At 75.6% G+C, this 22724-nt stretch carries 20 protein-coding genes; 3 read left to right on the top strand and 17 right to left on the bottom strand.

Features of this window, described 5'->3' with window-relative positions; all coding sequences use genetic code 11:
- Window positions 1-15 precede the first annotated feature (15 nt).
- The 3 genes from BJ968_RS26725 to BJ968_RS14880 all read right to left on the bottom strand — a co-directional run bounded on the left by BJ968_RS26725 (window position 16) and on the right by BJ968_RS14880 (window position 1948).
- Window positions 16-762, bottom strand: a complete 747-nt coding sequence (locus BJ968_RS26725) for an HTH domain-containing protein (RefSeq protein WP_179753126.1) — start codon at window positions 760-762, stop codon at window positions 16-18.
- A 55-nt stretch (window positions 763-817) separates the two neighbouring features.
- Complete coding sequence (locus BJ968_RS14885; protein WP_218885074.1) at window positions 818-1255, bottom strand: nuclear transport factor 2 family protein; 438 nt, start codon at window positions 1253-1255, stop codon at window positions 818-820.
- 102 nt (window positions 1256-1357) lie between these two features.
- Complete coding sequence (locus BJ968_RS14880) at window positions 1358-1948, bottom strand: dihydrofolate reductase family protein (RefSeq protein WP_179753124.1); 591 nt, start codon at window positions 1946-1948, stop codon at window positions 1358-1360.
- On the opposite strand from BJ968_RS14880, the gene BJ968_RS14875 reads away from it, so the two are divergent.
- The gene (locus BJ968_RS14875; RefSeq protein WP_179753122.1) at window positions 1947-2189 is read left to right on the top strand and encodes a hypothetical protein; all 243 of its coding nucleotides are present in this window, start codon (window positions 1947-1949) and stop codon (window positions 2187-2189) included. The genes BJ968_RS14880 and BJ968_RS14875 overlap by 2 nt on opposite strands.
- A gap of 17 nt (window positions 2190-2206) precedes the next feature.
- Here the strand turns inward: BJ968_RS14875 and BJ968_RS14870 are convergent, their stop codons facing one another.
- The 13 genes from BJ968_RS14870 to BJ968_RS14810 form a co-directional block, all read right to left on the bottom strand.
- A complete protein-coding gene (locus BJ968_RS14870) occupies window positions 2207-4033 on the bottom strand; it encodes a SpoIIE family protein phosphatase (protein WP_343078051.1) in 1827 nt (608 codons plus the stop codon).
- A gap of 112 nt (window positions 4034-4145) precedes the next feature.
- Window positions 4146-6191: a SpoIID/LytB domain-containing protein gene (locus BJ968_RS14865; protein ID WP_179753120.1), complete on the bottom strand. Its 2046-nt coding sequence runs from the start codon at window positions 6189-6191 to the stop codon at window positions 4146-4148.
- A gap of 33 nt (window positions 6192-6224) precedes the next feature.
- Entirely contained in the window at window positions 6225-7397 is a 1173-nt protein-coding gene (locus BJ968_RS14860) for a glycosyltransferase 87 family protein (protein ID WP_179753118.1), read from the bottom strand.
- Window positions 7394-7846, bottom strand: coding sequence for a GtrA family protein (locus BJ968_RS14855; protein WP_179753116.1), 453 nt, complete (start codon window positions 7844-7846; stop codon window positions 7394-7396). Before BJ968_RS14855 ends, BJ968_RS14860 begins: the two co-directional genes overlap by 4 nt.
- The gene (locus BJ968_RS14850; protein ID WP_343078050.1) at window positions 7843-8712 is read right to left on the bottom strand and encodes a decaprenyl-phosphate phosphoribosyltransferase; all 870 of its coding nucleotides are present in this window, start codon (window positions 8710-8712) and stop codon (window positions 7843-7845) included. Before BJ968_RS14850 ends, BJ968_RS14855 begins: the two co-directional genes overlap by 4 nt.
- Window positions 8709-9269: a phosphatase PAP2 family protein gene (locus BJ968_RS14845; RefSeq protein WP_246314123.1), complete on the bottom strand. Its 561-nt coding sequence runs from the start codon at window positions 9267-9269 to the stop codon at window positions 8709-8711. The genes BJ968_RS14850 and BJ968_RS14845 overlap by 4 nt, the downstream gene beginning before the upstream one ends.
- Before the next feature lie 68 nt (window positions 9270-9337).
- A complete protein-coding gene (locus BJ968_RS14840; RefSeq protein WP_179753112.1) occupies window positions 9338-10072 on the bottom strand; it encodes an ABC transporter ATP-binding protein in 735 nt (244 codons plus the stop codon).
- Window positions 10072-10956 carry an ABC transporter permease gene (locus BJ968_RS14835; protein ID WP_179753109.1) on the bottom strand — a complete coding sequence of 295 codons (885 nt, stop codon included), beginning with the start codon at window positions 10954-10956 and terminating at the stop codon, window positions 10072-10074. Before BJ968_RS14835 ends, BJ968_RS14840 begins: the two co-directional genes overlap by 1 nt.
- Before the next feature lie 8 nt (window positions 10957-10964).
- Window positions 10965-13037 carry a glycosyltransferase gene (locus BJ968_RS14830; protein ID WP_218885073.1) on the bottom strand — a complete coding sequence of 691 codons (2073 nt, stop codon included), beginning with the start codon at window positions 13035-13037 and terminating at the stop codon, window positions 10965-10967.
- On the bottom strand, window positions 13034-14224 hold the full coding sequence (gene glf, locus BJ968_RS14825) for a UDP-galactopyranose mutase (RefSeq protein WP_179753107.1): 1191 nt from the start codon (window positions 14222-14224) through the stop codon (window positions 13034-13036). Before glf ends, BJ968_RS14830 begins: the two co-directional genes overlap by 4 nt.
- A 122-nt stretch (window positions 14225-14346) precedes the next feature.
- Entirely contained in the window at window positions 14347-16311 is a 1965-nt protein-coding gene (locus BJ968_RS14820; protein WP_179753105.1) for a DUF6541 family protein, read from the bottom strand.
- Window positions 16308-18239 (bottom strand): glycosyltransferase, encoded by a 1932-nt coding sequence (locus BJ968_RS14815; protein WP_179753103.1) that lies wholly within the window; start codon window positions 18237-18239, stop codon window positions 16308-16310. The genes BJ968_RS14820 and BJ968_RS14815 overlap by 4 nt, the downstream gene beginning before the upstream one ends.
- Before the next feature lie 55 nt (window positions 18240-18294).
- Window positions 18295-19440, bottom strand: coding sequence for a glycosyltransferase (locus BJ968_RS14810; protein WP_179753101.1), 1146 nt, complete (start codon window positions 19438-19440; stop codon window positions 18295-18297).
- 177 nt (window positions 19441-19617) lie between these two features.
- Between BJ968_RS14810 and BJ968_RS14805 the strand changes: the two genes are divergently transcribed.
- A complete protein-coding gene (locus BJ968_RS14805; RefSeq protein WP_179753099.1) occupies window positions 19618-20115 on the top strand; it encodes a cold shock domain-containing protein in 498 nt (165 codons plus the stop codon).
- Between the two features lie 19 nt (window positions 20116-20134).
- Here the strand turns inward: BJ968_RS14805 and BJ968_RS14800 are convergent, their stop codons facing one another.
- Window positions 20135-21943, bottom strand: a complete 1809-nt coding sequence (locus tag BJ968_RS14800; protein ID WP_218885072.1) for an ATP-binding cassette domain-containing protein — start codon at window positions 21941-21943, stop codon at window positions 20135-20137.
- 59 nt (window positions 21944-22002) lie between these two features.
- On the opposite strand from BJ968_RS14800, the gene BJ968_RS14795 reads away from it, so the two are divergent.
- Window positions 22003-22722 carry a glycosyltransferase family 2 protein gene (locus tag BJ968_RS14795; protein WP_343078049.1) on the top strand — a complete coding sequence of 240 codons (720 nt, stop codon included), beginning with the start codon at window positions 22003-22005 and terminating at the stop codon, window positions 22720-22722.
- The last annotated feature ends 2 nt before the right edge of the window (window positions 22723-22724 follow it).

Below are 22724 nucleotides of genomic sequence, written 5' to 3'. Positions count from 1 at the left end.
CACCCGGCGGGGCGGTCAGCGCGCTCGGCGGTCCGCCGCCGCGGTCCACGCCAGGCGCCGCGTCGACCACCGCGCCAGGTCGGCCTCCCACAGGGCCGGGTCGCGCGGTGGCGCCACCTCGTCGAGGACCTCCAGCCGGGTGATCCGCTCGATGCGGAAACCGCGGACCGCCTCCCGCAGCCGGCACCACCCCACGAGCAACCAGGCGTCTCCCCCGCGCAGCAGACCCATCGTCTCCACGTCGCGGACGGTGCTGGTGCTGGGGTCCGGGCCGCCGTCGGCGGCCTCACCGGAGTAGGTCAGCCGCACCACCCGCCGGGCGGCGATGACGTCGGAGATCAACCCCATCGGCACGCCGCCGCCGGCCGGGGCGGCGGCGTCGATGACCGCGACCCTGCCCAGCACCTCCTGCACGGGCGCCCGGTGCGCCTCGTCCACGACCGCGGCGATCTTGGCGTGGGCGCGGCGGGCGGCCCCCTGGTACGGGGAGGACTCCAGCAGGGCCAGCCCCGCCAGCACCGCCAGCGACTCGGCGGCCGACAGGTTCAGCGGCGGCAGCGAGTACTCGCGCAGGATCGAGTACCCACCCGCCGCCCCGTGGTCGGCGTAGACGGGGACCCCGGCGAGCTGCAGCGAGGCGATGTCGCGTTCGACGGTGCGCGTGGACACCCCGAACTCCGCCGCGAGCCGGGCCGCGGACCACGGCCGGCGCGCTCCGCGCAGCAGGTCGACGAGGGCGTACTGCCGCTCGGCTCGCTTCACGCCGGGAGTCTGGCAGGGCACGGCCCGGCGGGGGCGGTCCCCTCCACGTCGCGCCTCAGCTCCGCACGCTCCGCTGCCCACCGACCGACCAGACGCGCCGGACCCGGCCGTCCCGGTCGAAGTCGAACACGTCGACGCCCCCCGCGCGCCGGCCGTCCGCCTCCACGTCCCACAGCAGCCGGCCGTGCTCGCCGTCGATCGCGTCGGCGACGGCGGTGAAGACGACGCCGGGGTTCTGCTCGTGCCACCAGCGCAGGTACCGCGCGAAGTCCTCGGCGCTGCGGATGTCGTCCGCGGGGGCCGACCCGTCGGGCTCGGTCGAGGTGAGGCGGATCCGGAAGTCGTCGGCGCAGATCTCCCGGGCGATGTCGCCGTCGGTGTTCCACATCGTCAGCCACCGGTCCAGCGAGCGCCGGGCGGCGGCAGCAGTCTCGGGGTTCGTGGGGTTCGTGGTCGTGGGGTTCGTGGTCGTGGGGTTCGTGGTCTCGGTCACGGGTCCACCCTCGGGCGCCCGCGCGACAACGGTGTGTCGGTGTTCCCGGTGAAGAGGCGTACCGGGCGGGCCCGTGGCGGTGCGCACGCCCCGGGCGGCACGTCAGCGCCGCACGGGGAAGCTCAGGTGGGTGACCCCCTCGCTGACGACGACGCTGCTGGGACCGGACAGCCGGACCGGGGCGTCGGGGTCGGTGAAGTACCGCCGGCCGCGACCGAGGAAGACCGGGACCAGGTCGACCCGCACCTCGTCGAGCAGACCGGCGGCGTGCAGCTGCGTGGCGACCTCACCGGCGGCCACCCCCACCACCCGCTCACCGGCGATCGCGGTGGCCGCCGCGACCGCCTCGGGCACGGTGGTGGCGAAGGTGGGGTCCTCAGTGCCCGGGTGGTCCCACCCGGTCGGTGGCCGGTGGGTCAGGACGACCACCGGCACCCCCAGCGGGTGGCGCCCGCGCCACCCGTCGGTCAGGTCGAACAGGCGCCTGCCCACCAGCACGCACCCCAGGCGGGTCACCCAGTCGCGCCAGTGCGCGGCGCTGGTGGGGGTGAGGTGGAACGGCGGCAGGTCCCCGGCGTTGGGGACCACGACGTCGCCGGCGGAGTACCAGTCGAAGAGCGGACCGGGGTCGTCGTCGGGCGAGGCGACGAAACCGTCCAGGGACGTGGAAGCGGAGGAGATCAGCAGCGCCATGACGGGACAGACCTGCCCCACCGGCTCAACTCATCGCCGGCGCCCCGCGGTCCCGGCTCGACCCGGCGCGAGCCGACGACTCCTGCCCGCTCAGCTGGGCACCCACGACTGCCGGGCCGGCGGCTGGCCGACCTCCACCGTGCAGCCCTTCGCGGACCCCGCCGACGAGCTGCGCCCGGTCGTCGCCGCCTCCCTGGCCGGCACCGGCCGCGAGCTCCCCACCAGCGCCGGTCCTGCCTGACGAGCCGGCCGGGCCGGTCAGCCCTGCGGGTGCAGCCGCACCACCAGCAGCGCCACGTCGTCCTCGGGCCGCTCCGGCAGCATCCGCTGCAGGACCGCGTCGCACAGGGCGTCCAGGGGGAGGTCCTGCGGGGCGAGCTCCTCCAGCGCCCCGCGCAGGCGGGCGAGACCGTCGTCCAGCGGCTCACCGCGGCGCTCGACGAGGCCGTCGGTGTAGAGCACGACGGTCGAGCCGGACTCGAGCTCGGTGACGCTCTCACCGCGCGGCACGTCGGGCAGCACCCCGAGGAGCAGTTCGGCGGCCGGGGCCTCCAGCAGGGACACCTGGGCCCGGGGGGTGAGGAGGACGGGCGGCGGGTGCCCCGCGTTGGACCACACCAGCCGCCGCACCCCGCGCCGGGCCTCCTGCTCGGTCTGCTCCACGCGCGCCACGACGGCCGTCGCGGTCGTGCCCACGTCGAGGGTGACCATCGCCCGGTCGACGCCGGCCAGGACGGCGGCGGGCCCGGCGTCGCTGGCCACGGCGATGCCCCGCAGGAGCGAGCGGACCTGGGCCATGGCCGCGGCCGCGTCGGTGTTGTGGCCCAGGACGTCACCGACGGCCAGGACCGTGGTGCCGCACGGCTGGACGAAGGAGTCGTACCAGTCCCCGCCCACCTGGGCGGTCTCCGCGGCGGGCGTGTACCGCACCGCGACCTCGAGCTGGTCCGTCTGCGCGGGCTCGGTCAGCAGCGACCGCTGCAGGGCCTCGGCCAGCTCCCGCTGCTGCCGGTACAGGCGGGCGTTGTCCAGGGCGAGCCCGGCCCGCCCGGCGATGTCGGTCGCGGTGGCGGTCTCCTCGGCGGTGATGGGGCTGCGGGCGGCGCCGTTGGCCAGCATGAGCGCCCCCAGGGTCCGCCCGCGGGCGCGCAGCGGCAGGGTCAGCAGGGACTCCGGTGCGAGCTCGGTGACCAGGTCCCGGGCCCGGCCCGGCGGCAGCACCGAGTGCAGGTACTCCAGGGCCCGTGCCGGCCGGACCCGCGGCTGGCCGGTGGCCAGGGCCTGGTCGAGCAGCGACCCCTCCTGCAGCACCCCCAGGCGGGTGGCGGCGTACTCGGCCACGACCGGCCGCATCCCCTCCTCGGCGTGCCAGCTGCCGACGTCGCGCAGCCCCCGCGCGCTCCGGCGCGGCTCGTCGGTGACCAGGCTGACGATGCACCAGTCCGCGAGCAGCGGCACCACCAGCCGGGCCAGGCGGCCGACGGCCTGCTCGCCGTCCAGGGTGCTGGTCAGCTCGCTGGTGACGCCCGCCAGCAGCTCGGCGCGGGCGGTCGCCCGCCCCAGGTGCTCCACGAGCTGCTCCAGCTCGCGGGTGCGGGCGAACAGGTCGTGCTCGACGCGTTCGGCGCGCTCGCGCAGGCGCTCGCTCAGCTCGGCCGAGGCCTGGGCCTGGGTGCGGGTGTGGACGTAGCCGGTGATGTCGTCGGAGCGGTGCAGCAGCAGCACCACCTCGCCGTCCTCGTCGAGGATCGGGACGTTGCGCGGGCTCCAGAACCGTTCCTCGAAGGTGCCGTCGGGCATCGGGATGTCGTACTTCTGCACGGCCATCGTCTGCGGGCGGCGGGTCTGGCGGGTCAGGACCAGGGAGTCGCGCAGCTTCACCAGCCCGTCGGCGGCGGGGTCGTCGGGGTTCATGGGGAAGACCTCGAACAGGCCGCGGCCGACGGTGTCCTCCAGCGTCGTGGCGGTGGCCTCCAGCCGCGCGCGGTTGGCCCGCACGATGACGAAGTCCGGCGTCAGCAGCAGCAGCGGGGCCGGGGTCTCGTCGAAGACGCGCTGGAAGTCGGGCTCCGGCAGTGGCCTCACACCGAGTCATCCCCCCAGGTCCGGACACCCTGCGGTACGGGGCGACCTGCGCTGGACCCTACCGGCGACCGGGCCGCGCCACCCCCCCACGGGCGGTGGTGCGGCCGGCGGCTCAGGAGTAGGTGACGACGGCCCCGCCGCTCTGCGTCCAGGTGATCGACCCGCCCTGGAAGTCGCTGCGGCGGCCACCGGCGACGGCGCGCTCGTCGCTCGTGGGGTAGCCCAGACGGCCGGTCTCCCAGCCCTGGGCGCCCCACGCGTCGCGGATCGCGCCGCGCACGACGTGGGCCCCGGTGGCCGGGGACCAGTACACCGACCCGCCCGCGAAGGCCGTGAAGGCGCCGCCGGACAGCTTCAGCTCGTCGGTCACGGGGTAGCCCAGGACGCCGTCCTCCCAGCCGGTGCGGCCCCAGGCGTCGCGGATCGCACCGCGCACGGCGTGGGCCCCGGTGGCCCGGGACCAGTACACCGACCCGCCCTCGAAGGTGGCGTAGGCCCCGGCGGCCAGCCGCCGCTCGTCGCTCGTGGGGTAGCCGAGGTAGCCGGTCTCCCAGCCCAGCGCGCCCCAGCGGTCGCGGATCGCGCCGCGGACCTCGTGGGCGCCGGTGGCCGGGGACCAGTACAGCGACCCGCCGAGGAACTGCTGGAAGGCGCCGCCGCGCAGGGCGAGCGGGCGTTCGTCGGTGCTGGGGAAGGCCAGCGCGGAGTTCTCCCAGCCCAGCCGGCCCCACGCGTCGCGGATCGCGCCGCGCACGGCGTGCACGCCCGAGCGCGGGGACCAGTACACGGCCCCGCGCTCGAAGTTCTGGTACGACCCCTCGACCTGGGGCAGGGCGAAGACGTCGGACGTGGGCCGGCCCAGGACGGAGGCGTCGCCGCCCGCGGCGCGCCAGTAGGCGGTGATGTCGGCCGACCCGCCGGGCACGACGGTCCACCACGACGACTTCAGCGTGGAGCCGAAGCGGGCGACGGAGGTGCCGGCGAGGGTCTTGTCGCCGGTGCTGCAGCGCAGGACGAGTTCGAGGACCCGCCCGCCCCAGACGCCGTCGCCGGTGCGCCGGGTGACGGTCATCGAGCGCAGCGCCCCGCCGTTCGGGCAGTTCGCGGCGACGGTCGCGACGGGCAGCTGGGCGGTCCAGCGGGCGACGGTGTCCTGGGGGACCTTGCCGGCCGGGGAGGACCAGGGGTCCTCGCGGGCGGCGAGGTAGGGCTTGCTGCCGGTGGCCGACCAGCCGCCGTTGCTGGAGGAGAACTGGGTGAAGGCGGCGGCGCCCTGGTACTCGCGGATCTCCCCGGCGGTGGCCCGCACGGCGGCGGTCGTGGAGGCGGACTGCAGCTCGGTGACGGCGCCGGAGGCGGTGTGCGAGCGGATGCCGGCGTAGACCTGGCAGGACTCGGAGTCGCAGATGTCGTACGGCGAGGACGCCGGCTTCAGCGTGGAGAGGGTGTAGCTGCGGGCGGCGACGGCCTGCGCCTTCAGCGCCTCGGTGGCGAACCAGGCCGGGGACTCGCGCGGCACGACGCCCAGCAGGTACTCCTCGAGGCCGACGTTGTTGACCGGCGTCACCGGGGAGGACAGCGGGAAGGAGATGGACCCGGGGTAGAGGTTGCCGCTGCCGTCGACCCGCTCGACCCAGATGCCGTTGCCCGGGCCGCCGACGATCGTCGTGACGGTGGGGATGGTCGTCCAGCGCTGCGACCAGACCTTCACCCAGCCCGGCGCCCAGGCGGTGAGGACGAGCGCGGACCCGTCCCAGGTGACCTGCAGCCGCTGCCCGGCCGGCACCTTCGCGGTTCCGTCGCCGATCCACAGCGGCTGGTTCTCGGCCTCGAGGTAGACCTCGTTGCCGGCGAACCGGGACAGCTGCACGCGCAGGGTGCGGTCGGCGCGGGTGCCGACGGTCGTGCCGGGGTAGTAGTCGGCGAGGATGCGGCGGTGGTCCTGGCCGGCGACGGCGCGGGACTGCGCCCCCCACTGCGAGAGCCCGTACCCGTGGCCGTAGCCCTGGCCGGTGACGGTCCAGGCGCCGGAGGCCGGGGTGGGGTAGGTCACCGAGGTGGTGATCGCGGCCGTGGCGTCGGTGGGGTGGGTGATGCCGGTGACGAGGGACGCCAGGAGGCCCGCCCCCAGGGCCGCGGGGACCAGTCGCTGTCGCACAGTTACCGACTGTGCTTGGTGATCTACGGTCCGTCAACCGCCTCGTGTCACTCGCAACCCGTCCGTGACCTGACGCCCCACCCGCCCCGCCAGCAGGACCAGCAGCACGAGCGCCGAGACCGGCCGGGTCAGCGCCAGCGCCACCCCGCCGAGCCCCCCGGCCAGCGCCGCCCACTGCAGCACCGGCAGCAGCCACACCACCCCCGCGACCCCCGCCGCGGCCGCGCGCCACCCCCGGCCCCCCAGCGCCAGCGCGCACGCGGCCAGCGGCGCGGCCAGCACGTGGTGCGTCCAGCTCACCGGGCTCACCAGGGCGCTGGCCAGGCTCACCGCCAGGCCCAACTCGACCCCGCCGACCCCGCCGGCACCGCGAGAGCCCCCGCAGCGGGCCGCCAGCAGCAGCAGCGCCAGGACCGGCAGCGCCGCGACCAGCCCGGCCACCCCCGCCGCGGACGCCGGCACCCCCGCGTGCGCGAAGGCCCCGGCCAGGGAGTTGTTGCTCGTCGTGCCCGGCGGCGCGACGCGCGCGGAGTCCCACGCCACGTCGAGGAAGAACCGCAGCGACGAGCGAGGGGCCACCACCAGGCCGACCAGGGTGGCCACCCCCGCCACCAGCACCGTCCAGCCCACCAGCCGCCGCCACCGGCGCTCCACGACGAGCACCACCAGCAGCGCCGGGGTCACCTTCACGGCCGCGGCGAACCCCGCCGCCAGCCCCCCGGCCCGCGGCCACGTGCCCCCCAGCGCGACCCCCGCGACCAGCGCCAGCACCACCAGCGGGCTGACCTGCCCCAGCACCAGCGCCTCCCGGAACGGGTCGGAGACCACCACCAGGGCCAGCGCCGTCGGCACCAGCGCCACGGGCACCCCGGCCCGGCGCAGCAGCCGCCCCCCGACGCGGACCAGCACCACGACGAGGAGGGCGTCCCACAGCAGCAGCCCCACCCGCAGCGGCAGCAGCGCCAGCGGCACGAAGAGCACCGCCGCGAACGGCGGGTAGACGAAGTGGTGCCCGCGCACCGTGACCCGGTCGTACAGGTCGCGGCCGGCCAGCAGGTCCCGGGCCCCGTCGCGGTACACCGACAGGTCGTAGCCCGGCTGCCACGACTGCGTCGTGACGCCCGTCGTCAGCACCACCACCGACCAGACCAGCGCGAGGCCCAGCGGGACCCACGCCAGCCGGCGGGCGGTGGTGGTGGCGGTCACGACCGGTCGGGGAAGACGAGCGTCCGGAACGTCACGAAGCGGAACACCGTGGCGATCGCCATGCCGACCACGTTGGAGGAGATGTTGTCGGCCAGCGGGGAGGTCAGGCCCAGCAGGTGGTGCGACACCCACAGGCAGGCGACCTGCAGCAGCGCCGCGATGACGCTCAGCAGCAGGAACAGCGCGTACTCGCGCCCCGGGTTCTGCGAGCGCCGGTCCCGCCACGTGTAGTAGCGGCTGCCGAGGAACGCGACGGCGATCGCGACGACGCTGGAGACGACCTTCGACCACACCGAGTCGACGCCGAACCCCAGCAGCAGCAGGTTGAAGACGGCCACGTCGACGAGGTAGGCGAGGCCACCGGTGACGAGGAACCGCAGCACCTCCTGCACGCGGTGGTGGCGCCACCACTCCCGCGACGCCCCGGCCGCGCTCTCCCCCGGGCTCACGCGTAGACCGCCAGCAGCAGCACGACCACCCACGACAGGGCCAGGACCAGCAGGACCCGGTCGTGCAGGGCCAGCTCCTCGGGCTCCTCGGCCTCCCCGCGGTCCACGTCGATCGCGTACCGCAGGATCGCCAGCACGAACGGGATGATCGAGATGACCGACCACGCCGGGCTGGAGGGGGCCAGCACCTGGAACGACCACAGCGAGTACGCCGTGACGACGACCGTGGCCGACAGCGTCCACACGAACCGCAGGTACGTCTGCGTGTACTTCTGGACGACCTTGCGCACGGCCCGGCCGGTCTCCTCGCCCTGGCGCGCCTCGGCGTACCGCTTGCCGGCGGCCATGAACAGCGAGCCGAACGCCGTCGTCAGCAGGAACCACGACGACAGCTGGATCCCGGCGGCGACCCCGCCGGCCAGCGCGCGCAGCAGGAACCCGGAGGCGACGCTGGCCAGCTCGATGAGCGGCTCGTGCTTCATGCCGAAGCAGTAGGCGAGCTGGATCGCGGCGTACACGGCCATGACGACGGCCAGGTACGGGTCCCACAGCGCCGAGACGCCCAGCCCCACGACGAACAGGACGACCGCCGTCGCGTACGCGGCGCCCGGGGAGACGACCCCGGCCGCGATGGGCCGGAACCTCTTGCGCGGGTGGGCGCGGTCGGCCTCGACGTCCTTGGCGTCGTTGACGAGGTACACGGCGCTGGCGATGACGCAGAACACGACGAACGCGACGCCGGCCCCCGCGAAGGCCTCCCCCGTCAGCTGCGCCGCCCCGGCGGGCAGCAGCGGGGCGACGACGAGGACGTTCTTGACCCACTGCCGCGGCCGGGCGGTCTTGAGCAGGCCGCCGAGGGCGTTCACCGGGCACCGCCGACGCGGGCGAACCAGCGCGGGGCGGTCGCGCCGACGACCGCGCCCAGGACGCTGCCGGCCAGCACGTCGGTCGGGTAGTGCACGCCGACGACGAGCCGGGACAGCGCCATCGCCGGCACCAGCGGCGCCAGCTTCCCGCGCCCGACGAGCGCGCCGAAGGCGACGACGGCGGCCGTGGTGGAGGTCGCGTGGGAGCTGGGCAGGCTGAAGCGGCTGGGGGTGCCGGCGTGGACGAGGACGCCGGGGTGCGAGGGCCGCACCCGGCGGGTGATGCGCTTGACGACGACGCTGGCCCCGTGGGCGGCGACGACCCCGGCGGTCGCCTCCACCCAGCGGCGGCGGCGGGGCCGGTCCACGAGCGCGCCGAGGGTGCCCGCGGCGATCCACACGGCGGCGTGCTCCCCGGCGTGGCTCATGAGCTGCGCGGTGCGCACGACGGGCGGGGTCGCCAGCCGGCGCTGGACGCCCAGCAGGACCCGCAGGTCGGCGGTCGTGGGGGCCGGCTCCTCGGGGAGCGCGGCGGGCGGGGCGGGCGGCTGGGACAAGACGGCGTCCTTCACGGGGCTCGGAGGGCTGGTCGGGGCGGGGGTGCGGGTCGGGGGGCGGGCCGGCATCAGCGCAGCCGCGCCACGGCCGAGGAGATGTCCTCGTCGGCCACGACCCGGCCGCGTTCCAGCACGACCCCGCGGTCGCACAGCTTCTCGACCATGTCCAGGTCGTGGCTGACGATGACCAGGGTGCGGCCCTCGGCCCGCAGCTCGCGGATCCGGGCCAGGCACTTCTGCTGGAACGGGGCGTCCCCCACGGCGAGGATCTCGTCGATGAGGAAGATCTCGGGGTCGGTGTGCACGGCCACCGCGAAGGCCAGCCGCAGGAACATCCCCGAGGAGTAGAACTTCACCTCGGTGTCGATGAACCGCTCGATCTCGCTGAACGCGACGATCTCGTCGAACCGGCGGGTGATGGTGGCCTCGTCCATGCCGAGGATCGCCCCGTTGAGGTAGACGTTCTCCCGGCCCGTCAGGTCGGGGTGGAACCCGGCGCCGACCTCGATGAGGCCGGCGATGCGGCCCCGCACCCGCACGCTGCCGGCGTCGGGGGTCATGACACCGGAGATGAGCTTGAGCAGGGTCGACTTGCCCGACCCGTTCAGGCCCAGCAGCGCGACGGTCTCCCCCTCCCCGACGGTGAGGGCGACGTCGTCGAGCGCGGCGAAGGAGTTGCCGAGGTCCTTGCCCCGGAACGCCGACACCACGAGGTTCTTCAGGCTGCGGTCGTGCCGCAGGTGGAACTGCTTGCTGACGCCCTCGACCCGGATGGTGTCGGCGCGCCCGTTCGGCCCCGTCATCACAGCTCCTGCGCGAATCGGCCCTCGAGGCGGCGGAACGTCAGCTGCCCCACCACCAGGACGACGAGCGCCACGGCCAGCGCCAGCGCCCCGTGCCACAGCAGGTTCGGCGGCAGCGTGGCCGCCGGTCCCGCCCCCGGCCGGGTCGCGCCGAACCAGAACGCGTAGTGGAACAGCTCGACGCCGCTGGTCACCGGGTTCAGCTGGTACACCTGCCACAGCCACCCCGGGACGGCCCGCTGCACGGTGTCCCACGTGTACAGCACAGGCGACGTCCACGTGACGACGAGCAGCATGAGGTCGACGATGTTCTCGAAGTCGCGGAACAGCACGTTGATCGACCCGAAGAACAGGCCCAGGCCCGTCGCCAGGGTCGCCACGACGACGAAGCCCAGCACCCCCGCCAGCAGCTGCCACACCGTGGGCCGCCACCCGGACACGACCGTCCCCAGCAGCAGGATCACCAGCTGCGGCAGGAAGTGCACCGCCGCCACCCACGCCGAGGCCACCGGGAACAGCTCGCGCGGCAGGTAGATCTTCTTCACCAGCGCCGCGTTGCCCGTCACCGCCCGCGTCGCGTTGCCGAAGGACTCCGAGAAGAAGTTGATGACGACGATCCCGGAGAACAGGTACACCGCGTAGTCCTGGATGGCCTTGTTCTGCTCCAGGAACACGCCCAGGGCGAAGAAGAAGACCCCGAACTGCACGGCCGGCTTGACGTAGCTCCACAGCAGCCCGAGCAGCGACCCCTGGTAGCGGACGCGCAGCTCCTTGCGGACCAGCAGCTTCAGCAGGTACCGGCGCTCGACGACGTCGAGCAGCCCCCGGCCGCGACCGGGGACGGTGAAACCGTCGGCGTCGGGGGCGCCGACCGGGCGCGACACCACTCCGCTCAGCGCCTCTCACCCACCGGGCCGACCGCGGGGTCCGCCGCGAGCTGGGTGCCCGTGGCGATCGACACGGTGCTCGCGTCGAACACCTCGTCCCAGGCCTGCGGGGACGTGAACCCGGCCAGCGCGGCCCGGTAGGCCTTCGACAGCTGCGGCCAGTTCAGCCACAGGTCGCGGTGCGCGGCGGCGCTCTCGCGCAGGAAGCGGCGGAACGTGCGCGGGTCGCGGCGGTACCACGCCGCGGCCGTGCCGTCGGCGGTCGAGACGACGGCCGAGTCCAGGTGCGCCAGCCGCCACCACGTGGCGTCCATCGCCGCGACGTGCTTCTCCGGGCGCCGGGTGGCGACCTCCTCCGGCGGGGTCAGCTGCCGCGCGACCACCCCGGCCGCCCACGGCAGCAGCGTGAAGCGGTTCGGGGACGTCGGCTCCTTGCCCTTGCGCGGCGGCTTGACGGCCTTGGGCTGGGGGAAGGAGTCGATGTCCGCCGACGCCTGCGCGTCGCCGAACTCCTTGCGCGCGGCCCGGACCTCGGCGGTGCGGGTGGGCAGCGAGGCCAGCAGGTGCTCGGGCCCGGACAGCACGTCGCGCAGCGCCATGAGCCGCAGCGCCTCGGTGGAGTACTGCATCGAGATGAGGTGCTTGACGTCGGTGAAGACGCTCTCGCGGAAGATGCGCCCGCCGCGGTCGTACGGGGAGTGCAGCAGGGCCGCCACGAGCCGGTTGCGCTCGTGGAAGTACGCCTGCCAGTCCAGCCCGTCGTCCTTGTCCAGCCACGACACGTGCCACACCGCGGCGCCCGGCAGGCTCACCGTGGGGAAGCCCGCGTCGGCCGCGCGCAGCCCGTACTCGGCGTCGTCCCACTTGATGAAGACCGGCAGCGACAGGCCGACCTCGCGCACGACCGACATCGGGATGAGGCACATCCACCAGCCGTTGTAGTCCACGTCGACGCGGCGGTGCATGAACGGCGTCGCCCGCAGGTTCTGCGCCGACAGGTCGTGGCGCTCGCGCACCCCCGGGACCGAGCCCCAGAAGAACCGGTACCGCTCGACGCGCTCGCCGAAGGAGTGCATGACGCCGCGGTCGAACATGTCGAACATGTGGCCGCCGACGATGGTGGGCCGGCGGCACCACTGGGCGAACTGCAGGGCCCGCAGGACCCCCTCGGGTTCCACGACGATGTCGTCGTCGAGCAGCAGGACGTAGTCGCTGCGGCCCGCCCGCAGGGTCTCGCGCATCCCGCGGCTGAACCCGCCGGAGCCGCCGAGGTTGCCCTGCCGCACGACGCGCAGCTGGTCGCCGAGGTCGGCGGCCACGTCGGCGAAGCCGGCCTCGTCCTGCACGAGCTGGGTGCCCTGGTCCATGACGATGACCTCGTCGAGGACCGCGCGCACCCCCTCGGCCCCGGCCAGCGCGCGCAGCAGCGCCAGGCAGTAGTCGGGGCGGTTGTAGGTGGTGACCGCGATGGACAGCGTGGACCGCGCCGCGGGCGCCCCGCCGGCGGCGTCGGTGACCTGCCACTCGGCGCTGCGCAGCGCCGTGGCCTCGGCCCCGGCGACGAGGTCGAACCAGTACCAGCCGCCGTCGCCGAACGCCGCCAGCGACAGGTCGGCGGTGAAGGTCCCCCCCGCCGCGACCGCGCAGGCGGTGACCCGCTGGCGCAGCCCGCGCGCGTTGGACTTGTAGACCACGACCGTGCCGGCCGCGGCGAGGTCGACGCGCAGCCGCACCGCGGTCGCCGCCGTCCAGCGCCGCCAGTAGCTGGCGGGGAAGGCGTTGAAGTACGTCCCGAACGAGACCCGTGACCCGGCGTCGACGGCCAGCCCGCGCCGGCCCCGGACGTTCTCCCGGTGCCCCTCGCTGCGGTACGCGACGGAGCGGGACGGCTGCGCCGCGTCACCGGCGGGGGCGTCGGACACGTCGCCGGGCCGCGCCGCGACGCCGTCGCCGGCGGACACCGCGCTGTCGTAGTCGACGTAGAGCGCCAGGTCGTCGGCGTCGACGTCCATCGGCAGCACGACGCGGTGCACGGTCGTCCAGGTCGCCCCCGGACGTTCGACGATCTGCGTGCTCACGCGTCCACCCCGCCGCTGGTCAGGCCGGCCCCGTCCCGGAAGTGCGGGACGAGCTTGTTGTCGACCATGGACAGCGCCGCGGCGATGGCCATGTGCATGTCGAGGTACTTGTAGGTGCCCAGCCGGCCGCCGAACAGGACGCCGCGCTCACCGCGGGCCAGGTCGCGGTAGGCCAGCAGCCGCTGCCGGTCCGCGGGCGTGTTGACCGGGTAGTACGGCTCGTCCCCGCGGCCGGCGAACCGGGAGAACTCCTTGACGACGACGGTCGCGTCGTCGGGGTAGGAGCGTTCGGGGTGGAAGTGCCGGAACTCGTGGGTCCGGGTGAAGGGGACGTCCTCGTCGGCGTAGTTCATGACGGGGGTGCCCTGGAAGTCCCCGACGGGCAGGACCTCCTGCTCGAAGTCGAGCGTGCGCCACGTCAGCTCGCCCTCGGCGTTGCCGAAGTAGGCGTCGACGGGGCCGGTGTAGACGACGGGGACCTGCCCCACGACGGCCGCCTTGCCCAGGGGGCCGTCGTGCAGGAAGTCGGACTCGAGGCGGACCTCGATGTTCGGGTGGTCGGCGAGCCGCTCGAGCCAGGCGGTGTACCCGTCGACGGGCAGCCCCTCGTACGTGTCGTTGAAGTACCGGTTGTCGTACGTGTAGCGCACGGGCAGGCGCGTGACGATCTCCCCGGGCAGTTCGCGCGGGTCGGTCTGCCACTGCTTGGCGGTGTAGCCGCGGAAGAACGCCTCGTACAGCGGGCGGCCGATGAGCGAGATCGCCTTGTCCTCGAAGTTCGACGCGCCGGCCGTGTCGAGCTCGGCGGCCTGCTCGGCGACCAGTCCGCGCGCCTGCGCCGGGGTCAGCGCCTTGCGGAAGTACTGGTTGATCGTGGCCAGGCTCACGGGCATCGGGTAGACCTCACCGCGGTAGGTCGTGAACACCCGGTGGACGTAGTTCGTGAACTTCGTGAAACGGTTGCAGTAGTCCCACACCCGCTCGTTCGAGGTGTGGAACAGGTGCGCGCCGTAGCGGTGCACCTCGATGCCGGTCTGCGGCTCGGCCTCGGAGTACGCGTTGCCGCCGATGTGGGTGCGGCGCTCCAGCACGAGGACCTTCAGGCCCAGGTCGTCGGCGCAGCGTCGGGCCACCGTGAGCCCGAAGAACCCCGAACCGACGATGACGAGGTCGGCGTCGACGGTCACCGGGCACCTCCGCGGGTGGTCGTGCGGGCGCGTTCACTCGTGAGCGTAGGCATGATGCCCGCCAGGTTAGCCGCCCCCGCCGGTGCTCCCGGACCGGCGCGCCACGACCGCTCGCTCCCGCCTCACCGGTCGCAGGCCGTGATCTCGTAGAGGGTGACCCCGCCGCCGGAGGCGACCTCCACGAAGCCGGGGCGTCCCTGGAAGAGGCGGAAGGCGGTGTACCCGGCCGGTTCCAGCTTCGGGGGCCGCCACAGCTGCCCGTCGTCCAGGACGTAGCGCACGCCCGTGCGCCCCAGCGCCGCGCACACCGCGGGGTCGGTCCCGGCGTCCTGCAGGTGGTCGGCCAGGAAGACCCAGTCCTGCGGGAAGTTGCCCCGCAGGTGCGGGTAGAGCACCGGCACCCCCGACAGCGCGTACGCGAAGGAGCTGCCGTCCCACGGGTTGCCCGCCACGACGGCCCCCTCCGGCACGTACCGGCGCAGCCCCTCCAGGAAGCGCTGCTCGGCCAGCGTGACGAGGGAGGTGCGGGGGTCCTCGGCCGCGTCGGCGTTGCTCTTGGCCAGCTGCGCCGCGCTCCCGCCGACCTGCGCGACGACGGCGGCCAGGGCCGCGGCGGTGGCCAGCGCGGCCCGCACCGCCCGGCGCCGCAGCGCGTCGGCGGCCCACAGCACCCCCAGGACCGCGAGCGCGGTCCCGGTGACCGGCAGGCTGGCGGCCAGCCGGCCGCGGTCGTTGTACCAGAGGCCCGTCAGCAGCTGGGAGACCGGCGCGTCGACCGCGGCGGCGAGCACGTCCAGCGCCCCCACGACGACGTGGCCCACCACGAGCCAGCGCCACGCCACGTCCCGCGCGGCGCGGACCGCGCCGAGCAGCACGAGCGCGGCCACGACCCAGGAGGACCCCGCGCCGGCCGGGGCGCCCGTGAGCACCTCCACGACGGCCTTGCCGACGCTGCGGGTCGCGGGCCAGTCGGCGCGCGCGACGCTGGCCAGCTGCTCGCGGAACAGCCACCCGCCGGCCGCGACGACCGCGGCCCCGCCGGCGGTGCCGGCCACGACCGCCCACTGCGCCCGGGCGCCGCGCCAGGGCAGCAGGTGCGCGGGCACGACCGTCACGACGAGCAGGACCAGGGCCAGCAGCGCGCCGGTGAAGAAGGCGTCGGGGTGGGCCAGCCCGCAGGCCCCGGCCGCGGCGACGGCCACGAGCGCGGCCCGCCAGCGCACGTCGGCGGGGGCGGACCCGACGCGCTCGCCGCCGGCGGTGGCCAGGGCCAGGGCCCCGAGCAGCGCGGGGACCAGGGCCGTGCCCAGGACCAGCGGCCACAGCCCGCCGCGGTCGACGTACCAGGGGAAGGCGACGAACCCCTGGGCCAGGACGGGGGCCAGCAGCAGCGGCAGGGGCCGGGCCCCGCACAGCGCCCGGACGAGCAGGGCGCAGCTGAGGGACCACGCGAGGCCGGGGACGAGCAGGACGAGGGCGTTGGCGGCGGCGACGGGGGTGGAGTGCTCGGCCACGAGGGCGGCCAGCCCGTGCCAGGCCGCCGGGTAGTACGCCGAGGCCGCGTCGCGGGAGGTGAGGCGGCCCACGTCGACGGGGGACGCGCTGCCGGTGTCCAGCACCCAGCGCACGGCGTTGAGGTGGAAGATCGTGTCGAACCCCTGGGAGACCACGTCGGCGCGGCCCAGGCCGCGGGCGGTGGTGGCGGCGGCGACGGCCGCGCCGAGCAGGGTCCCGGCGACGACGGCCAGCACGGGCCCGGTCTCGCGCGGGGGGTCGTCGGCGCGGCCGCGGCGCAGGGACCGAGGCAGGACGCGGCCGGTGAGGGCCGCGGCGGCCACCGCGACGGCCAGCGCCGCCGCGACCGTCCCGGCGTCCCAGCGCAGCCCCAGGTGCGGGGCCACCAGGGCCGTGGTGCCGGTGAGGGCGACGGTGAGGGCGGGGGCGGCCGTCAGCAGCACCACCCCCCGCAGCCGCAGCGCCCAGCCGGTGAGCAGCCCGGGCACCACGAGCAGCGCCGCCGCGCCGAGGACCACCGGCACCAGGGCCGTCCAGGTCGAGAAGGCCGGGGCCGCGGACGGCAGGGTCACGAGGGTCCGGGCCGGTACCGGGTGAACCAGCGGTAGCCGGCGGTGCGCACGCCCTCGGGCAGGAACCGGTACCCGCCGCGCAGGGCGACGTTGCGGGTGAACTGGGCAGGGGTGGTGAACCCGTCACCCAGCAGGTGCCGCTGCAGGCGCAGCTCGGAGACCCACAGGGCCAGGCCGCCGCGGCGGGCGTACGACCCCTCCCCCGGTTGCGCGCCCACGCGGTACTTCACGAGGGGCTCGGCGAGGTTCTCGCAGCGGGCGCCCCGCAGGATCATCCGCGCGAACAGCCAGTAGTCCTCCATGAGCGGCAGGTCCCGGTACCCGCCCGCGGCGGCGACGGCGCTGCGCCGGTACACGACGGTGGGGTGGTTGAAGGGGTCCTGGAAGCGGGCGGCGCGGTCGATGCGGGCCCGGCCCACGGGCGGCACCCGGCGGCCCAGGACGTCGTCCTCGTCGGCGCCGATCTCCAGCAGGCCCGCGCCCACGAGGTCGGCGCCGGCGGCGATGAGCGGCAGCTGGGCGGCGAACCGGTGCGGCAGGGAGACGTCGTCGGCGTCCATCCGCGCCACCACGTCGTGGGTGCAGCGCAGCAGCCCCTCCTCCAGGGCGCGGGCCAGCCCCACGTTGGCGGGCAGCTCCACCACCACCACCGGCACCCCGCCGGGCGGGTCGTGGCGCAGGACGTTCAGCTCGACCTGCAGCGCCGTGGGGACGGGCCCGTCGCGCACGACGACGAGCTCGGCCGGGGGCAGGGTCTGCTCCGCCGTGACGCTGGCGACAGCGCGGCGCAGCTGCGCGACGTCGTCGCGCGCCCACACCGGCAGCAGCACCGAGAACGGCGGCAGCTGCCCGGCGAGGTCCACCGCGGGGTCCACCGCGGGGCCCACGGCAGGGTCCACGGGAGGCTGCCCGGCGGGGTCGGGGCGCTGGACGGCGCCGGTCTCGCGGCCGGCGGCGTCCTCGACCGCGATGACGTCGGCCAGCACGTCGGCGGGCAGGCCCGGGGCCAGCACCTCCGCGGTGGGCCGCGGCGCGCCGGTGCCCTGCCGCAGGCCGTCGGCCAGCCCCCGCAGCAGGACCCCGCGCCGCTGGGAGCGGGCCACGGTCCGCCCCCAGCGCAGCAGGGTCGCCCCGCCGTAGCGGACGGTGTCGGCGCCGCCGAGGGAGCGGCTGCGGGTGAACGTCCAGACCTTGTTGCGGACCTCCCAGGCGAACCGCTCCCCCGGGTCGGCGTCGCTGGCCCCGAAGACGCGGGTGCGGTGCTCGACGACGCTGGCCGCGCAGGTCACCCCGCGGCGGGTGCGCAGCAGCCGGGTCGTGTACTCGAAGTCGTCGTTCCACAGGAAGAACGCGGCCTGCGGCAGGCCCTCCTCCCGGACGGCGCCCGCGTCGAGCAGCAGCGCCACGAAGCTGGCCGAGCGGACCGGCACGCACCCGGCCGCCGCCGCCGCGGCCCGTTCGGCGGCCGAGGCCCGGGGGCGTTCACGGGGGGTGTTCATGGGGTGGTCGCGGCCGTCGGTCCACACGACGCGGCTGGCGACGAGGACCGACCCGGTGGCCGCCATCGCCTCCAGCGACGTCTGCAGCGCGGTGGGGGTGGGGACGGTGTCGTCGTCCATGAGCCACACGGCACCGGCGCGGTGGCGGCGGACCGCGCGGGCCAGGCCGACGGCGAAACCACCCGCGCCGCCGGTGTTGCGCTCCAGCCGGACCAGGTCGACCACCGGGCCCGGGCTGGTGCCGGCCCACGCCCGGACGGCGTCGGCGGACCCGTCGGTGGAGGCGTTGTCGACGACCACGACGACGTCGGGGCGGCGGGTCTGCGCGGCCAGCGCCCGCAGCCCCTCCAGCAGCAGCTCGCGGCGGTCGTACGCGACGACGACCGCGACGACGGGCCCCTGGCCCGGGGTCGGCTCGGGGCGGGTCACGGGCGGGGTCCGGGGTCGGCGGGCACCGGCACAGGGTGCCAGGGCGGGCTGGACGTCACCGGAGCACCTCCAGGACGGCGTCGGCCGCGCGCTCGGCGGCGGCGGCCAGCGACCCGTGCGCCACCGCGAAGCGGCGCAGCTCCCGCCGCCGCGACGGCGACGGGGACGCGCTGCGGCGCAACGCCTCCGCGACGGCGGCCGGGTCGTGGGCGACGACCTGCCCGAGGTCGTGGGCGCGCACCAGGTCCGCGCCCGACCCGACCCCGGCGAACAGGACGGGCGTCCCGCACGCCGTCGCGGCGAAGATCTTCGTCGGGGACATCAGGTCGTACCCCGTGCCGGGCACGAGCGAGGCCAGCGCCACGTCGGCGCGGGCGAGCAGCGCCGCGGCCCGTTCCGGCGGGACCGTGCCCGGCAGCTCCACCCCCGGCACGCCACGGGCCAGCTCCCGCAGCCGGGGCACGTCGACCCCGCCGCCGACCATCGTCAGCCGCGCGCCGGGGCGCTCGCGGACGAGCTCGGCGAAGGCGCGGACGAAGACGCCGGCGCCCTGCCACTCCGACATGGTCCCGCTGTAGACGGCGTGGAAGGCGCCCTCCGGCGCGACCTCCGGGGTGCTGTCCGGGGCGGGCCGGAACACCTCGACGTCGACGCCGTTGCCGACGACGCGCACCCGGTCGGGGTCGACGCCGCCGCGCACGACCTCCTCGGCCATGCCGGCCGTGACGGCCAGGACCCGCGCGGCACCGCGCAGGGCGAGCTGCTCGGCGAGCTCGACGCCCCGCAGGACCGGCCGCGGGGCTCCGGCGGCGACGGCCCCCTGGGACCACACGTCGGGCAGGTAGGAGACGTAGGGGATCCCCCGCAGCCGCGACGCCAGGCGCGTGACGACCCCCGTGGTCGGGGGCGGCTCGTGGACGACGACGTCGGGGCGGCGGCCGGTGAGCAGCCGCGCGGTGAGGGGGACGTCGAAGGACAGGTAGGGCAGGTAGCCGCGGACCGCGCCGTCGCCGTCGCGCAGCACGGGCGCGCGGCGGGTGCGGACGCCCGGGTCGTCGGGGGTGGGCGGACCGGTGGTGGTGAGGACCTCGACGTCGCAGCCGCGCCCGGCCAGGGCGCGGGCCAGGGCGCGCAGGCGGAACGGCGCGGCCCCCACGTCCGGCGGGTAGGTCCGCGTCGCGATGCGGACCAGCGGCGACACGACCGGTGACCCTACCGACCGGCCCCGCGGTCCCCCGGGCCGCCACGCGGCGCGCAGGCACACCCCCGCCCCCCACCCCTCCGTGATCAAGCACTCCCGTGATCAAGCACTTCGGTGATCAAGCACTTCGGTGATCAAGCACGCCCCCCATGACCCGGCGCGTGCCACGATCGGCCCGTGAGCTCCCGGGGGACGGTCCGCGCGTGGCACGACGACGAGGGCTGGGGCGTGCTGGACAGCCCCGACACCCCCGGGGGGTGCTGGGTGCACGTCTCGCAGATCACCGGCCGGGACGGCGCGGACCCCCGCGAGGGCGAGGAGGTCGAGTTCACCTTCGAGGCCGTCCCCGACCAGGACGGGTACCGCTTCCGGGCGGTGCGGGCCTGGCCGTGGGGCGCGTCGCCGCGGCGGCGGCCCGGGACGACGGTGTTCAACGACCGCAGCGGCGCGTTCTCCTCGACGCTGACCCTCGCGTTCGACGACGGGACGACCCCCGCGCGGACGTCGCACTGGCCGCCGGAACCCGAGCCGGTCCTGGGCACGGTGACCGTCACCGTGTTCGCGGGCGGGGCGGGCCGCGACGAGGTGCGCATCGAGAGCGCGGGGACCCTGGACGCCGACCTCGTCGACGCCGCCCTCGCGCAGCTGCGCCGCGTCCGCGCCGAGCTGACCTGAGGCCCCCTCAGGAGCCTCCTCAGGAACTCGTGAGCCCCGACAGCTCGGCCTGCACGGCGAAGTCGGGCACGCGCGCCACGACCTCGTCGAACGTCCCCACGTCCACGACCCGGCCCTGCTCCAGCAGCACGACGGCGTCGCAGTCGCGCACCGTGGCGAGCCGGTGCGCGACGACGAGCACCGTCACGTCGTCGTGCAGCCCCGCCACGGTCGCCGTCACGGCGGCCTCGGTCGCGGCGTCCAGCGCGGACGTCGCCTCGTCGAGCACGAGCACCTTGGGGTCGGTGTACAGGGCCCGGGCGATGCCCAGCCGCTGCCGCTGCCCGCCCGAGAGCCGCAGGCCGCGCTCGCCCACGGGCGTCGCGGTGCCCTGCGGCAGCCCCGCGACCACGTCGCTGAGCTGGGCGGCGGCCAGCACCTCGCGCACCCGCGCCTCGTCGACCTCCTCCGGCCGCCACGACAGGGCGACGTTCGCGGCCACGTCGGCGTCGAGCAGGGCCACCTCCTGCGGCACGTACCCGATGCGCCCGCGCCAGGCCGCGGCGACGTCGGCCAGCGGCGCCCCCGCGACCAGCACCCGCCCCGACGACGGCGTCAGCAGCCCCAGCACGACGTCGACGAGCGTCGACTTGCCCGACCCCGAGCGGCCCACCACCGCCACCCGCGCGCCCGCCGGCACCCGCAGCGAGACCCCGTCGAGGGCGGGCCGGTCGCTGCCGGGGTAGGTGAAGGTCACGTCCTCCAGGACGACCTCGACGGCCCCCGCGGGCAGCCCGGCGGGGTCGACGGGCGCGAACCGCGGCGGCAGGGCCCCCGCGGCGCCGGTCTCCCGCAGCGCCTCCAGCACCTCCTGCGCGTTCGGCTCGTGGGCGTGCATCGTCGCGAACACCGACTGCAGCCGCGTCAGGCACGGCACGACCCGGAACCCGGCCACGGCGAACAGCCCGATCGCCGACACCGCCTCGGTGACCCCCTGCGTCAGCACCGCGACGCCGCCGACGACGAGGAACCCGCCCAGCAGCGCCGCCTCCAGCACGAACCGCGGCCCCACCGAGTAGAAGAAGGCCATGCCGCGCGCCCGCGCGCTGCCGGTGCGCACCTCCCGCGCCACCCCCGCCAGCTGGTCCCCGCGCCCGCGCAGGGTGATCTCCTTCGTCGTCGCGAACGACTCCTGCACCAGCCGGATCGTGTGCACGCTCGCCGACGTCGCCAGCCGCCCCGCCGCCGCGGCCCGCTTGGCGATCACCGAGTACAGCAGCACCGCGACGAGCCCGAAGTAGACGGCCGCGACGATCGCGGTCTGCCACGCCGCGACGAGCACGACGACCCCGACCGCCACGAGCGAGGCGACCTCGGCGACGAGGCTGGAGAACGGCATGAGGAACCCGTTGAACGCATGGTTGAGCGACTCGTCGACCGTGCGCACCGCCCGCGCCGACGACGCCCGCAGCCGGTAGGCCCACGACGCCGACAGGTAGGCCCGCACGAGCCGGTCGGCGACGTCGACCTCGTGCCCGGCGAAGCGCACGACCCCCCACCGCACCAGCGCCAGCTGCGCCAGGGACTTCACGACCAGCAGCAGGCTCGCCACGCAGATCAGCACGATGAGCTGCACCGTGCTGACCCGGTCCCCCAGGACCGGCAGCGCCAGCGCCAGCCGGCCGTCCCCGCTGACCGCCGCCGGCAGCAGCACCGCCAGCAGGCCCAGCGCCGCGACGTCGAAGACGCTCAGCAGCGCCTGGGCGGTGCAGTACACCGCGACGAACCGCGAACTGCCCGCCGGCAGGAGGGAGAGCAGGGTGCGGACCGTCGACAGCAGGGACTTCACGCGCGTCATCCTCGCCGATGCGCGACCCCGGGCGCGGGACCGGCCATGATGGACGGGCCGTGACCACCTCAGCCCACTCCCCCGCACCCGCCCCGGCGGACCCCGACCCCGGGTTCGACGGGACGTGGGTCGTCGTGCCCCTGTTCTGCGAGGCGGCCGTCATCGGCGACGTCGTGCACGGGCTGCGCACCCGCTTCCGGCACGTCGTGTGCGTCGACGACGGCAGCGGCGACGACTCCGCCGCGCGGGCCCGGGCCGCCGGGGCCGTCGTCGTCCGGCACGCCGTGAACCTGGGTCAGGGCGCCGCCCTGCAGACCGGCATCGCCTACGCGCTGCGCGACCCCCTGACCCGGTCGGTCGTGACGTTCGACGCCGACGGCCAGCACCGCGTCGAGGACGCCGCCGCCATGGTGACCCGCCTGCACGCCGAGGACCTCGACGTCGTCTTCGGGACCCGCTTCCTCGACGGGCGCACCGAGCTGGACCCCGTGCGGCGCCTGGTGCTGCGCGCCGCCGTCGTCTACACCAACCGGACCACGGGGATGCGGCTGACCGACGCCCACAACGGCCTGCGGGTGTTCTCCCGCCGCGGGGCGCAGGCGCTGCGGATCCGGCACAACCGGATGGCGCACGCCAGCGAGATCGTCCACCAGGTCGGCCGCTCGGACCTGCGCTGGGCCGAGCAGCCCGTCCACGTCCTCTACACCGACTACTCCCGCTCCAAGGGCCAGTCGCTGCTGAACAGCGTCAACATCCTCGTCGAGACCCTGCTGGGGTAGTC

This window comes from Kineococcus aurantiacus (assembly GCF_013409345.1).
Lineage (GTDB): Bacteria > Actinomycetota > Actinomycetes > Actinomycetales > Kineococcaceae > Kineococcus > Kineococcus aurantiacus.
The sequence above is the reverse complement of the archived record's forward strand: the minus strand, read 5'-3'. Positions and strand labels throughout refer to the sequence as shown.